The sequence below is a fragment of the Variovorax boronicumulans genome (genome assembly GCF_009811375.1).
Lineage (GTDB): Bacteria > Pseudomonadota > Gammaproteobacteria > Burkholderiales > Burkholderiaceae_C > Variovorax > Variovorax boronicumulans.
On sequence record NZ_BKDH01000006.1, the window covers coordinates 175,512 to 188,733 of the forward strand.

The following is a 13,222-nucleotide window of genomic DNA, read 5'->3' on the forward strand; positions in this document are numbered from 1 at the left end:
ATGAGCCTCCAGGAGGGAGACACCGCGGTCAGTCTTGGGCCCGTCGTCCACGCCCCGAACCACTCGAGACGCTTCCGCTTTGGGCTGAAAGCTTCGCCTTTTGAAAGCGAAGCCCGCGATTGTGGCACCCATGCCGGGCGATGTCAACTGCCTCATCACGCGAACTTCGACAGCCGCTAGACTTTGTGGCGTGCGCGCCCCCATCCCCCCCCTCGTTTCGTCGCCTTCCGTGCTGCGCCGACGCCTGCTGGCAGGCGGCGCGGGCCTGCTCGGGCTGGGATCGCTGGGGCTTGCGGGTTGCCGCAGCGCAACACCGGCGCCGGACACCGGCCGGCTGCAGCGCCTGGGGGAAGCCCGCTGGGCGCACCGACGCTCTATAGAGAACACCACGGCGGGCGGCCTGTCGGGCATCGACTACGACCCCGCCAAAGGTGAGTACCTGCTTCTCAGCGATGACCGGTCAGACCTGGCCCCTGTGCGCTGCTACACCGCACGCTGGCCCCAGCCGGCCGACGCCGCGCCCGAGCCCACCGGCGTTGTCCAACTGCAACGCCCCGGGGGCGGCCCGTGGCCCGGGCGGCGCCAGGCCATCGACGGTCTGCCCGTTCCCGATCCCGAGGCCCTGCGCCTGCGCCCCTCGGCCGGCACCCTGCTCTGGACCAGCGAAGGCGACCTGGCCCGCGGCTTCGGCCCCGCCCTGTATGAATCGGCGCGCGACGGACGCTTCCTTCGCGAATTCGCCCTGCCGGCGATGTTCGCCCCCGACCCGACCCAGCGCCGCGGCCCGCGCGACAACCAGACACTCGAGGGCCTGGCCCTCACGCCCGACGACCGGTCGGCCTGGCTCGCGATGGAAAACGCCCTGGTCCAGGACGGCCCCGTCCCGACCACCACCGCCCCCGGCGGCCCCTGCCGCTTCACCCTGGTCGACCTCGCGACCGGCCGCGCCGTGCGACAGATCGCCTATGTGCCCGACGCCATCCCGCTGCGCCCGCTGGTGCCGGGCACCTACGCCGACAACGGCGTGAGCGAGGTGCTGATGCTCGACGCCCACCGGATGCTGGTGCTGGAGCGGGCCTACGCCACCGGCGCCGGCAATTCGCTGCGCCTGTATGAAATAGACACCCGGGCCGCCGACGACGTGCTCGCCATCGACGCCCTCGCCCCCGGCAATCATCGCCCGGCCGCCAAGACGCTCGTGGCCGACTTCGCCACCCTGGGCCTCTCGCGCCTCGACAACAGCGAGGGCATGTGCTGGGGCCCACCTTTGCCCGACGGCCGCCGCCTGCTGGTGGTCGTGAGCGACGACAATTTCAACCCGCTGCAAGTGACGCAGTTCGCCGCCTTCGCCTACACCGACCGACCATGACCATCGCCGTGACCTTCCTGCCCCGCACCGCGCCGGGCCCCCTGCCCCCCATCGCCTTCATAGGCGGCGGCAACATGGCCAGCGCCATCATCGGCGGCCTGATCCAGCAAGGCGTCGCGGCCGACAACTTCGAAGTGGTCGAGCCTTTCGAGGAGGCCCGCACCAAGCTGGCCCAGTCCTACGGCATCGTCGCCAGGGCCGAGGCCAGCGAGGCCCTCGCGCGCTGCGCCGTGGTGGTGTGGGCGGTCAAGCCCCAGACTTTTGCGGAAGCCGCACGCCCTGTGCGCGCCTTTGCTGGCGGCGCCCTGCACCTGAGCGTGGCGGCGGGTATCCCGTCCGACAGCATCGCCCGCTGGCTCGGCACCGAGCGCGTGGTGCGCGCCATGCCCAACACGCCCGCCCTGGTCGGCAAGGGCATGACCGGCCTCTTCGCGCGGGCGGGTGTCGAAAGCGCCGACCGCGCACGCGTCGGCCAGCTGCTGGCACCGACCGGCGAGCTGATCTGGGTCGACGCCGAGCCCGCGCTCGACGCAGTGACCGCCATGTCGGGCTCCGGCCCGGCCTACGTGTTCTATTTCATCGAGGCGATGACCGAGGCCGGCGTCGAGATGGGCCTCACGCCCGACCAGGCCCAGCGGCTGGCCATCGGCACCTTCACCGGCGCCTCGGCGCTGGCGCACAGCGCCACCGAGCCGCCTTCGGTGCTGCGCGAGCGCGTGACCTCCAAGGGCGGCACGACCTACGCGGCCCTGAGCGCGCTCGAAGCCTCTGATGTGAAGGGCCAGTTCAAGACCGCCATCCGCGCCGCACAGAAGCGCGCGGCCGAGCTGGGCGAGGAATTCGGGCGCGGCTGAAACCAGCAGGTGGGCTACCGGACGGTGTAGCCCGCCACGATGCCGACAAACACCGCGAAACCCAGCCAGTGGTTTTCGCGGAAGGCCTTGAAGCAGCCCTCGCGCGTGCGGTCATGGATCAGGCGCCAGTGCCAGAGTGCCTGGGCCACCGCCGCGGCAATGCCTACATAGAAGAGAACCCCCAGCGACCGGCTGGCACCCGCCCAGATCCAGACCGCCAGGAAGATCGCGTAGCTGGCCATCACCGCCGCCACGTCGAAGCGACCAAAGGTGATCGCCGAGGTCTTCATGCCGATCTTCAGGTCGTCGTCGCGGTCCACCATGGCGTACTCGGTGTCGTAGGCCAGCACCCAGAACAGGTTGCCCGCCAGCAGCCACCAGGCAAAGGCCGGCACCGTCGACTGCACCGCGGCAAAGGCCATCGGGATGCCGAAGCTGAAGGCGATGCCCAGCACCGCCTGCGGGATCGACACGAAGCGCTTGGCGAACGGGTAGATCAGCGTGATCGCCAGCGCCGCGAACGACCACAGCACCGTTGTGCGGTTGGTGGTGAGCACCAGCCCGAAGGACAGCAGCGCCAGCACCGCGCCCAGCCCCAACGCCTCCTTGACCGACATCGCGCCGCTCGTCACCGGCCGCTGGGCCGTGCGCTTCACATGCCGGTCGAAGTCGCGGTCGGCCACGTCGTTGACGCAGCAGCCCGCGCTGCGCATCAGGAAGGTGCCGAGCGTGAACACCACGAGCAGGTGCAAGCCGGGCCAGCCGTCGGCCGCGAACCAGAGCGCGCCCAGCGTGGGCCACAGCAGCAAGAGCCAGCCGGCCGGCCGGTTCCAGCGGATCAGATCGAGGTAGAGCGCAAAACGGCGGGCGAGAGGCATGCGGCGGACGGGCAGGCGAAAAAAGAGCGGCCATTGTGCCGCTCTTGAAGGGACTCCCGGCGCACCGGGAGAGCATCAGGACGACGTCATCAGTCCTCGAGCAGCGATCGCAGCATCCAGGCCGTCTGGTCGTGCACCGTGCAGCGCGCGGTCAGCATGTCGGCGGTCGGGTCGTCGCCGGCCTCTTCGGCCACCGGGATGAACTCGCGCGCGATGCGCGACACCGTTTCGTGGCCCTTCACGAGGATGCGCACCATCTCCATCGCCTTGGGCGGGGTCTGCGGCACGTCGGGCACGGTGGCGATCTTGCTGAACTCGGCGTACGAGCCCGGCGCGTAGTGGCCCAGCGCGCGGATGCGTTCGGCGATCACGTCCGTCGAGCCCCACAGCTCGGTGTACTGCGTCATGAACATCGCATGCAGCGAGTTGAAGTGCGGCCCCGTCACGTTCCAGTGGAAGTTGTGCGTCGTGAGGTACAGCGTGTAGGTGTCGGCCAGCACGCGGCTCAGGCCTTCGGCGATGGCCGCGCGGTCCTGGCGTTCGATGCCGATGTTGATGATCGGCGCGTTGCGGCTGCCCGACTCCTGCGCGACGACGGCGCCGCCCTTCTTGGGCACCTTGCCGGCGGAAGCTGCGGGCGACGGGGACTTGGTTTTCTTCGAGGGTTTGGCCATGGCGGAGGGGTCTTTCTTGAAGTTGGGTGACAACACCGAAATTCTGAAAGCCGGCAGGCGGCTTCGCAACAGCTTCACTCTATCCCAGCGATCAGCGATCCCAAACAGCCCGCGCGTAGGCGAAGGCCCCGAATCGCTAGGAGAGGCGTTTGACACCCGGTAGCTCGCACGCGTAGATCGCGTTGCGCAGCGCCGCAATGGCCTCGTAGCGCGTGAAGGTGCGGCGCCAGGCCAGCACCACGCGGCGCATCGGCGGGTCGCGGTCCTGCGCGTCGCGCACGGGCAGGTAGCGCACCATCTGCTCGGGCTCCTTGCGCCCCTTGACCTTCGGCTTGAGCGCCTCGGCCGGCACCGACAGGCGCGGCACCAGTGTCACGCCCATGCCCGAGGCCACCATGTGCTTGATGGTCTCCAGCGACGAGCCCTCGAAGCTCTTGCGGATGCCCTCGGCGTTGCTCGAGAAGCGCGCGAACTCGGGACACACTTCGAGCACGTGGTCGCGAAAGCAGTGGCCTGTGCCCAGCAGCAGCATCGTCTCGCTCTGCAGCTCTTCCGACGTGATCGACTCGCGGTCGGCCAGCTTGTGCTTCACGGGCAGCGCCGCCATGAAGGGCTCGTCGTACAGCGGCGCCATCGCCAGGCCCGTGTCGGGAAAGGGCTCGGCCATGATCGCGCAGTCGATCTCGCCGGCGCGCAGCATCTCGAGCAGCTTGACCGTGAAGTTCTCCTGCAGCACCAGCGGCATCTGCGGTGTGCGCGCGATCACCTGGCGCACCAGGTCGGGCAGCAGGTACGGGCCGATCGTGTAGATCACGCCCAGGTTCAGCGGGCCGGCCAGCGGGTCTTTTCCGCGCTTGGCGATCTCCTTGATGCTGGCGGCCTGGTCGAGCACGCTTTGGGCCTGCTGGACGATCTGCTCGCCGAGCGGCGTCACGGTCACTTCACCGGCGCTGCGCTCGAAGAGCTTGACCTCGAGTTCGTCCTCGAGTTTCTTGATGGCCACCGAAAGCGTCGGCTGGGACACATAACAGGCCTCGGCCGCCTTGCCGAAGTGCCGCTCGCGGGCGACTGCGACGATGTATTTGAGTTCGGTGAGAGTCATAGCTTGCGTCAATTATGCGCAAGGGTCTGTGACCCGGCTGGGGCGGGGTTAAAAGCCGCGGCTGCGCTCAGTCGGCGCGGCTCCAGACCCATTGCACCGGCTGCCCGCCGTTCGAGGGCATCGGCTCGCCCTGTGTGACCGCCACGCTCACGCGCAGGTCGATCAGGCAGGCCCAGATGCCCGAGCGGGGGCAGGTTTGGCCCGTGTCCGCAAACAGCAGCTCATCGCGGCGCATGCGATGCCCCTGGATCTGCGCCGAGCCATCGACCTCCGCGGTGAACGCGACGCGGCCGGACGCGGCACGCTCTTCGAAGATCTCGATGGCGCCTTGCAAGGCGATGAAGAAATCCCAGTCGGACAGATCCTGCTCCGCCGCCGCGGCGGTGAAGTCGGCCTGGTACAGGCGTTGATAGCGCTCGGCGTTGTAGTCCAGCTCGAAGACGACCTGGCCTGTTGCAGCATCCATCAGCCGGAACTGGCTGAAGCCCTGCCGCAAACGCCCATCGCCATACCGCGAAGGCGCGATCTCGCTGCGCAGGACGGGCAAGAATATCACCACGGAGCCGTCGCCGCGCTTCTGGCAGATCTCGAACACGGCACCGTCGTCGGCGCGAAAGACGAACTTCTCGTCGGACGTCCAGTAGCTGTAGTAACGCTTGTCGTTCTCGATCGTGTAGCCGCCTGTGACCGGGAGGTCGGCGAGTACCGAGGCGCCTGGCGGTTTCTCGGCGTCGTCGACGGGGCGCCAATGGCCGGTTGTGGGGTCCAGGTCGATGAGGTCGGAGGCGGTGTGATGCAGGTAGAGCCACATGGGACAGGTTGAACCAGCAGCTTTATTTCGGGCAAACCCCGGCATCAGGACGATCGAGCCTCGTCGAGGCTGTGGCTGACATTTCCAGTGGCGCGTCTTTCGTTGTCGTCCAACGACCGTCGGCCTGCAGCTTGCGGGCGTAGGCCGCCAGGTCCTTCGGATACACCATGTGGTCGATCGTGCTGTCGTCGAGGCCGAGCAGGAAGCACGTCGCGCCAGCCTCGAAGGCCCAGTAGCCGTAGTAGAACGACAGATCGTCTTCGATCTTGAGGTGGGCGTTGTACCAACGCGCACCGTCCTGGTGCTTGTACCAATTCTTCAGGTAGTCCTTCACCAGCGTGACGGCCTTGGCGTCATCGTCCTCGAAGTAAGCTTCGACCAGCGTGCTGTAGGGCGCATCGTGCAGTACCGCCTGCATGTCTTCCTGCGGGTCGCTCACAAAATCCGCAATCAGTTGTTCGTACAGTGCATCGGCGTAGCGATTGAAGACCATCGCCTTGACGATGCGTTTGACCGAGCGCGCATCGCGCAACAGGATGGCGACGCTGAGCAGTTGCAACGCGTTCTCGTACTCGATCTGGTTTTCGAAATCGACGGCGCAAACGTCCAGATGGGTCGTGCCTCCGTACTCCTTGTGGTGCTCTGCGAACTCCTCCTTCAAGGCGATTCGGAACGGCACGTTCGCATCATTCCAGCGGACAAACGCATCCACGATGCCGGCGAGTTGCGGCGCAAGTACATCCAATTCGACACCTGCGGTGTAGTCGAGCATCCAGAGACGAAACTTCTCGTTGTAATGAGCTCGATGGGCCAACACGTTGTCATCGGTGCCAGGGCGTCTTTTTGAGACTTGAGATCTTGTAATTTCGATGGCTTCAAGCTGAACAGTCCGCACGTTCTCGTACAGCGCCGTATAGAGAAACTGCTGACGCCGGCACAGGCGCATGTCGTCGGGCTCTGGCGACAGGGCTGGTTTCTCGGGTTTGTTCATAGACGATTCCTGCCAGTTCGCCGGCCCGGCGGTGGATCAGGGGTTGGGCCCGGTCTGATCGGTATCCCACTGCCAGAAGGTGGCGCCGTAGTCGCTTCCTTCGATGACGGGCATGGTCTCCCCAGCTTCGAAATAGCGACGACTTCCGACTTTCGCAGGTGTGAACCACCAGCCTGATTTCGGGCAGGCCTCACCACCAGGGCAATTGAGCATGGTCGACGCCGCAGCTTCCGTTTCCAGTGGCGCGTCCTTCGTTGTCGTCCAACGACCGTCGGCCTGCAGCTTGCGGGCGTAGGCCACCAGGTCCTTCGGATACACCATGTGGTCGATCGTGCTGTCGTCGAGGTCCAGCAGGAAGCACGTCGCGCCAGCCTCGAAGGCCCAGTAGCCGTAGTAGAACGACAGATCGTCTTCGATCTTGAGGTGGGCGTTGTACCAACGCGCACCGTCCTGATGCTTGTACCAATTCTTCAGGTAGTCCTTCACCAGTGCGACGGCCTTGGCGTCATCGTCCTCGAAGTAGGCCTCGACCAGCGTGCTGTAGGGCGCATCATGCAGCACCGCCTGCATGTCTTCCTGCGGGTCATCCACAAAATCTGCAATCAGTTGTTCGTACAGTGCATCGGCGTAGCGGTTGAAGACCATCGCCTTGACGATGCGCTTGACCGAGCGCGCATCACGCAACAGGATGGCGACGCTGACGAGTTGCAGGGCGTCTTCGAACCAAATCTGATTGTCAAAATCGACAGCAGACACATCTAGACGCGTGGTGATGCCCTGCTGCTTGTCCTCTTCCGCGTATTTTTCTTTGAGATATTTTCGATAGGGAACGTTGGCATCATTCCAGCGCACGAATTCGTCCACGATGCCAGCAAGTTGCGGGGCCAGCGTGTCCAGATCAACACCCGCTGTGTAGTCGAGCATCCAGAGCCAGAATTTTTCATGGTAGACAAATGCCTGTGCGACGACGTACGTTTGCGTGCCAGGTTGCTTTCGTTCAACCCCAGCAACTGATACATCAATGGACTCCAGTTGTAGAGTTCGCACGTTCTCATACAGCGCCTTGTAAAGGAACTGTTGGCGACGACGCAGATGCATGTCGTCAGGCTCTGACATCAAGGTAGGTTTCTTTGGTTTGCTCATTGACGATTTCTGCCAGTACGCCGACCCGGTGATGGGAGTGGCTGCTGTGTTGGAGGTGCCGATGGCGATTGCTTGGTTGCAGCCGCAGTCTTGACTCGGTCATAGCGCTCTGAGACTGCGTCAATCTCTCCTGCGGTGAAGATATCTGACGGGGTGTGATCGGCTTTGTGCTGATCGTGAAGCGCCAGATCGTAGAGGTCGCCCCCGGCCACCGCGCGCCTCGCCACCTCGGCGCTGACAGCGACGTGCTCCGGCATGCCCGGGGCCATTTCTTTCTTCAGCGGCCCGCCCGCTGCTGGCGTGTAGTCCTTGGGCGGGCTAGTACCAGGAATTGCAAAGTACCCGTAAACCCAACGGTTAGCTTCATTGCGATCCCAGATCAACGACGAGACCGTGGCCTTCGCCCACTCCTCCGACATCTGCAGCCCCTTCTTTGGCTGCGACAGCATGCACCACAGGGCCACCTCTCGTTCTGTCATGCCGGGCGGGGGCCGCAGCTTTTTTGGCGCGCGTGGAGCGGTGCTCTTTCTTTTGGTGCCCTTGCCTTTTGGCTTCGCCTCGGTGCTGGCAGGCGGTTCTTCCTTGGCAAGTTCCTTCCAATCCGAGGCCCCTTGGCCGAACATCGCTCCAGCCGATTCGTTCGCCTTGGCTTCCACGAAATGATAGGTCTTGTTGCCCAGTGCCCATACGCCGTCCACACCGCTCTGGTTGATGCGGACCAGATGTTCGGGCACCAGTTCGGTCGGCGTGGCCTCTTTGCCCAGCTCCGTCACCAGCTTTTTTTCGCCCGTCCACCGGGCATTGGGATGTCGGTCCTTCACCGTGCCGTGCGGCCAGCTCCCGGGCGCGTGCAGCTTCATGTGGTGGTAGTGAGCCATGTGTTCACCGAGCAGGCCCTTGTAGCGGCTGCCGATTTCCGCCCATGCGGCCCGGGTGATGCGCCTTGCGATGGTCTTGGGACCGCCTCCTGCCTCTGCGTTCTGGCGCCGGGTTGTAGCAGCAGGGTCGTGCTGCTTGTTTTGCTCTTCGGCAGGTTTTGCCGACTTCTTCGCGTGAGGAGTGGCGGGCGCGGCGCGTGCATGGCTCGTGGGGGTGGCACCGCCGCGCGCGCCCCTCGACGACGTCGATGCTGCGGCAGCGGCCGCCTGCGCCACGGCGTAACCGTCTTCGCCCAACAGCGTGACGAGGAATTCGCGCAGTGCCTCGGTGCCCTCCCGCAGGCCGGTGTGCAGGGGGCCACTGAGACCCTTGAGCTGCGGTCGCATGTCATGTGCCAGACCTTGCAGCGCGGCAGGCTCCCACCAATGCTCTTGCTCGAGGTAGGCCAGGAACTGGTCGCACAGCGTCAACCCCTGGTCGACCTGCTGGATCGCCGCCTGCGTGTGTCCGGCCCAGTTGAAGGTTTTGATGAAGGTGATGGCGGCGCCCTTGGACTTGCCCAGCATCGCGCTGATGAAGGCCTGCCCGCGCACCGAGCCCTTGAGGGCCGCGCTGCCTCGCCACAGCGGCTTGACGATGCTCTTGAACAGTGCGCCGACCTCCGGGATGCAGCCAAAGGCGGCAATCGCCAGTTCCATCCACTCGTTCTTGCCACATTTGGCCGGTCCGATGCGCGAAATCCGGAAGATCATTCCGCAGACGTCGCGCGCCGCCAGCACCTGTCCGGCAATGGGAATCAGCTGGATCAGCCCGTTGACCACCATCGCGGCGTTGCTGGGGTTTTCCTCGAAATCACCGAGGATCAAATCCATGCAGAACTTGCCGATCGTGTCGAGCAGGCCGCCTTCACTTTTTTGAACAAGCACTTCGCTCATGCGGTGACTCCCTCGCTGCCGCCGTCGGCCCCCACGGACGGATCCAGGCTCTGACGCGCGGCATCGAGCTGACGCCGGACCTCGTCCTCTACTTCCTTGTGCGGATCAAAAGGCTCCAGCGGCGGTGGTTTCCATGCCCGCTGGTCTTCGCCAAGTTCGACGTGATACGGCAGAGGGGGCGTGCCTTCGAGGCGCGCGAAGCCCTGCTTGTCGAGCAGGCCCTCACGCGTACTGCCGTCGCTGAAGATGACCTTGTACGGTGCGCCTTCGACCGGCTCCAGATCGTCGTATTGGTAGCTGAGTTCGATGGCTTGCTTGAACTCCGAGAGTCCTACCGGCAACGCCGGCAACTCCGCCGGATTCCCCTTCGGCCCCACAAAGCTCTTGCTCGTCCCTTTCACATCCAACAGCCCCGGCATCTTCAAGGTGATGTTCGCCCCATCCAGTTCGATGCTCGTCTGCCCGCCCTTGAGCGTGATCTTCTGCTTCGCCAGCACGTGGATCTCGTCATTGCTGCTGGTGACCGTGAAGCCTTCCTTGGCCAGCCATTCGAGTTCGTCGGTGTGCGCCTGCACGCTCACCGGCCCGTCCTGCGCGATGACCTGGATGCCGCCCTTGTGACTGTACAGCCCCACGGATTTAGCGGCCGCAAAGCTCACGGTCTTGCCCGCTGCGATGTGGGCCTGCGCCTGCGCAGTCCAATGGATCGCCTCGCCTGCGTACACAGTCGCGCTGGCGGGCGTGGCCATGTTCAGGCTCATGGCCGCATCGAGCACCATGAGCGGGCGGGCAAAGGCGGGCACGGGGTCTTGTCCTTCGCGCGAACCTGCACCTTCTCCTCCCTTCGGCTCGCGCGCATCCTGTCCGTTGACGCTGCCGGGATAGTGCCCGTTCTTCTGCGGATCGATGTCGTCGATGAGCGGCTGCAGCAGCGCCGTGGCGCTCAGCGCCAGCGCCTTCGCGCCGCCGGCCGCATCGGACAGCTTCTGCGCCTCGCGCAGCGCACCCGCGAGCTGGCCGCGCAAGCTGGTGGTGTCCTGCACGCTGCCCGTCGCGCGCTCCTGGGCGAGCGTGGAGATCAGCAGGCCCTCGCCGGCGCGCGTCGCGACCCAGGCGTCGGAGCGCAGCTCGGCGCCGCAGCCGCGCCAGGCGCCGCGGCTGCTCTCGTCGGGCGACTGGGCGTTGAGGTGGCCCAGATTGAGCTGGCTGGCCGCGTGCGAGCTGGCCAGGCGGGTGCGCACCTGTCCGGGCGCGTCGTCGGCGATCCACTGGTTGTAGCCACTGCCGTCGAGCGCGCGGCTGTGCCAGCCCGAGAGCACACCCGCATGGTTGGCCGATGAATCGGTGCCAGCCGACCAAGGCGGAAGATCCTGTCCGTTGTACAGCTGCTGGGCGACCACCGGTCGGTCGATGTCGCCTTCGATGAAGGACACGAGCACTTCGGAGCCCACGCGCGGCAGGTGATGTGCGCCCCAGTTCGGGCCGGCAACAGGGGCAGCCACGCGCAGCCAGACCGACTGGCGGTTGCTGGCGTGGCGACCGGCAGCGACGAGGCTGCCTTGTCCGCTGCTCGTCGATTGCTGCTGGCCCGCACGCTGGGCCTGCCAATGGAAGCGCACCTGCACACGATGGTCGCGTTGCGTGTGGACAGCGGTCGGTGCCTCGTCGTCATCGCCGCCGACCACGAGCGCGACCATGGCCTCGGGGGCCGTGGGCTTGGGGCGCCACAACGGCACGACCTGCGCCTCGGCCGGCTGGGCCTCGAAGCCGTTGCGGTAGCTGCCCTTCTCGAGCTCGCCAGCCTCGAGCACCTGCGCGGCCTGTGCGCCGAGGTTGTTGGCCGCTTCGTGGCGCACGCGCAGTGCGAGGAATTTGCGGCCTTCGTAGCGGTCGTGCTGCGTGAGCGTGAAGCGCTCGCCGGCACCGAGCTGTCGCACACTGCTTGCGGCGCCGTAGCGCTTGATGCGCGACTCGAAGGCCACCAGCTGTTGCTCGGCGCGGCGGGCGGCGGTGGCGCTGTCGGCATAGCGCTGCGCGCCGGCGCCGTCGTAGTGCTCCAGCACGGGCACGTCGCCCATGGCCAGCGCGCTCTGCACCGCGCCGATGGGGGCCTGAAGCACGCTGGCATCCCAGGCGTTGCGCATGACGGCGTTGGTAGTGACCTGGCGCCGGCTGCTCCAAGCGGTGATGGCGTCGGTCGCTTCGGTGGCGTCGACGCGGTGGAAGCGGATCTGCGACAAGGCGCAGTCGGGCGGGGTTGCCGCGCGGTCGAAGATCACCAGGCGGTGGTGCGAGGGCGTGGTGTTGTTCCCAGCGCCGCCCCCGCCACCCGCCGGCTGTTGCTGCTCGTGCTCGAAGCGAAAGCTCAGGCCTTCTTCCGCCAGCAGGCGCAGCACGAAGGCCAGGTCCGACTCGCGGTACTGCACGCAGGTGGGCCGCACGGTCATCTCCTGCGTGACTTCGAAGCTGAAGCTTGCGGTCGTGTGGTCGGCGAACACTTCACTGACAATGTCCTGCACGTGCTTGGCGGCGTACACGAAGCTGTCGCGACGCAAGCCCAGCGCGGCGAGCCAGGGCTGCAGATGCAGCCGGTAGCGCGCCAGACCGCCGTCACCGCCCAGCGCATCGACGGCCGTGAGGTAACCGTGCCAGGTGCGAAAGCTGCCGTTGGCCAACAGCAGGCGCAGGCTCAGCTCTTCGCCGATCAGCGCGAACGGGTCGAACTCGCTCGAGGTGGCGAGGGTGTCGATGGTGAAGTCGAAGAGTTCATTGAGCCCCTCGGTGCCGGTGAAGCGCTCGACGACGACGGCGTTCTGCGGCGCCGACGCGGGCAGCTGCAGCTTGATGAGCCGCGCCTGCTCCGAAAGCCGCGCGACGTTCAGGCCTTCGAGCTTCCATGGCGTCGGCATGAAGCTGCTTGATGTGTCTGATGACATGGATATCCACCTCCCTGGTGTCAGTGCCGGTCGTGCCGGTCTTCGTTCGATGCATGGCCGCGCGCGATCTTCCCGCCCTGTCGGTTCAGGGGCTGGCCGATCGACATCGCATGGACCGGAAAAATCCTAGTTCGCCAACGTTGCATGTGCGTTTGCTGTGCCACAGCTGAATGTCATGACCGCAGGCGGCGGAAACACGGTGTTCGATCCGAACAGCCGGTAGCGCTTTGCATTGATCGTGACGGTCTGGGTGAACGAGCCGGTCAGTCCCAGGCTGGACGCGGTCGGGTTCGTCTCATCGAAGCTCAAGATCTGCGCAGGCAGGAACGGATCTTTGGGCATGTCGAGGACCACATGAATGGCGGCGGTGGGAATGGTTTCATTTCCAAGACGGATGCCGAACCAGCTGCGCGTCACGAACGTGGAGGACTTTTCCAGCCACGCGTCATGGACCGAGCAATCGCCAAAAGACGATGCATCGAAACGCAGCGTGGCCAACAGCCTTCCCTGGGCCCGGCTCTCGTCGCTCGATACCGCGGTCGACACATCGGAGGTGCTTGCGTTGACCCGATAGCCCCGGTAAGCCACCAGTGCCAGCACAACGACCACAACCACCAACGCCAAGAATAAAAACAGTCGCTTCATGAGTA

General features: G+C 65.5%; 11 protein-coding genes. 2 read left to right on the forward strand and 9 right to left on the reverse strand.

The annotated features are described in order from the left end of the window. Positions 1-232 precede the first annotated feature (232 nt). Positions 233-1,369, forward strand: a complete 1,137-nt coding sequence (locus VHAB30_RS29870) for an esterase-like activity of phytase family protein (protein WP_235926966.1) — start codon at positions 233-235, stop codon at positions 1,367-1,369. Then, positions 1,366-2,223, forward strand: coding sequence for a pyrroline-5-carboxylate reductase (proC, locus tag VHAB30_RS29875; RefSeq protein WP_159279595.1), 858 nt, complete (start codon positions 1,366-1,368; stop codon positions 2,221-2,223). Before VHAB30_RS29870 ends, proC begins: the two co-directional genes overlap by 4 nt. Before the next feature lie 14 nt (positions 2,224-2,237). On the opposite strand, the gene ubiA is transcribed toward proC, so the two are convergent. The 9 genes from ubiA to VHAB30_RS29920 all read right to left on the reverse strand — a co-directional run bounded on the left by ubiA (position 2,238) and on the right by VHAB30_RS29920 (position 13,217). Beyond that, positions 2,238-3,101, reverse strand: a complete 864-nt coding sequence (gene ubiA / locus VHAB30_RS29880) for a 4-hydroxybenzoate octaprenyltransferase (protein WP_159279596.1) — start codon at positions 3,099-3,101, stop codon at positions 2,238-2,240. An 89-nt stretch (positions 3,102-3,190) separates the two neighbouring features. After that, positions 3,191-3,775 (reverse strand): Dps family protein, encoded by a 585-nt coding sequence (locus VHAB30_RS29885; RefSeq protein WP_159279597.1) that lies wholly within the window; start codon positions 3,773-3,775, stop codon positions 3,191-3,193. Positions 3,776-3,911: 136 nt separating this feature from the next. Further along, positions 3,912-4,877, reverse strand: a complete 966-nt coding sequence (locus tag VHAB30_RS29890; RefSeq protein ID WP_062474802.1) for a LysR substrate-binding domain-containing protein — start codon at positions 4,875-4,877, stop codon at positions 3,912-3,914. Positions 4,878-4,944: 67 nt separating this feature from the next. Then, positions 4,945-5,688 (reverse strand): hypothetical protein, encoded by a 744-nt coding sequence (locus VHAB30_RS29895; protein ID WP_159279598.1) that lies wholly within the window; start codon positions 5,686-5,688, stop codon positions 4,945-4,947. A 22-nt stretch (positions 5,689-5,710) separates the two neighbouring features. After that, complete coding sequence (locus VHAB30_RS29900) at positions 5,711-6,679, reverse strand: PoNe immunity protein domain-containing protein (protein ID WP_159279599.1); 969 nt, start codon at positions 6,677-6,679, stop codon at positions 5,711-5,713. 36 nt (positions 6,680-6,715) lie between these two features. After that, entirely contained in the window at positions 6,716-7,822 is a 1,107-nt protein-coding gene (locus VHAB30_RS29905) for a PoNe immunity protein domain-containing protein (RefSeq protein ID WP_159279600.1), read from the reverse strand. Then, positions 7,819-9,636 carry a hypothetical protein gene (locus VHAB30_RS29910; RefSeq protein ID WP_159279601.1) on the reverse strand — a complete coding sequence of 606 codons (1,818 nt, stop codon included), beginning with the start codon at positions 9,634-9,636 and terminating at the stop codon, positions 7,819-7,821. Before VHAB30_RS29910 ends, VHAB30_RS29905 begins: the two co-directional genes overlap by 4 nt. Next, positions 9,633-12,545: a type VI secretion system Vgr family protein gene (locus tag VHAB30_RS29915; RefSeq protein WP_159279602.1), complete on the reverse strand. Its 2,913-nt coding sequence runs from the start codon at positions 12,543-12,545 to the stop codon at positions 9,633-9,635. The genes VHAB30_RS29910 and VHAB30_RS29915 overlap by 4 nt, the downstream gene beginning before the upstream one ends. 153 nt (positions 12,546-12,698) lie before the next feature. After that, positions 12,699-13,217, reverse strand: a complete 519-nt coding sequence (locus VHAB30_RS29920; RefSeq protein ID WP_159279603.1) for a hypothetical protein — start codon at positions 13,215-13,217, stop codon at positions 12,699-12,701. Positions 13,218-13,222 lie beyond the last annotated feature (5 nt).

Coding starts and splice junctions, on each gene's coding strand:
- ubiA (WP_159279596.1), bottom strand. CDS start 3,101: ATGCCTCTCGCCCGCCGTTTTGCGCTCTACCTCGATCTGATCCGCTGG.
- VHAB30_RS29920 (WP_159279603.1), bottom strand. CDS start 13,217: ATGAAGCGACTGTTTTTATTCTTGGCGTTGGTGGTTGTGGTCGTTGTG.
- VHAB30_RS29885 (WP_159279597.1), bottom strand. CDS start 3,775: ATGGCCAAACCCTCGAAGAAAACCAAGTCCCCGTCGCCCGCAGCTTCC.
- VHAB30_RS29910 (WP_159279601.1), bottom strand. CDS start 9,636: ATGAGCGAAGTGCTTGTTCAAAAAAGTGAAGGCGGCCTGCTCGACACG.
- VHAB30_RS29905 (WP_159279600.1), bottom strand. CDS start 7,822: ATGAGCAAACCAAAGAAACCTACCTTGATGTCAGAGCCTGACGACATG.
- VHAB30_RS29900 (WP_159279599.1), bottom strand. CDS start 6,679: ATGAACAAACCCGAGAAACCAGCCCTGTCGCCAGAGCCCGACGACATG.
- VHAB30_RS29915 (WP_159279602.1), bottom strand. CDS start 12,545: ATGCCGACGCCATGGAAGCTCGAAGGCCTGAACGTCGCGCGGCTTTCG.
- VHAB30_RS29890 (WP_062474802.1), bottom strand. CDS start 4,877: ATGACTCTCACCGAACTCAAATACATCGTCGCAGTCGCCCGCGAGCGG.
- VHAB30_RS29895 (WP_159279598.1), bottom strand. CDS start 5,688: ATGTGGCTCTACCTGCATCACACCGCCTCCGACCTCATCGACCTGGAC.
- proC (WP_159279595.1), top strand. CDS start 1,366: ATGACCATCGCCGTGACCTTCCTGCCCCGCACCGCGCCGGGCCCCCTG.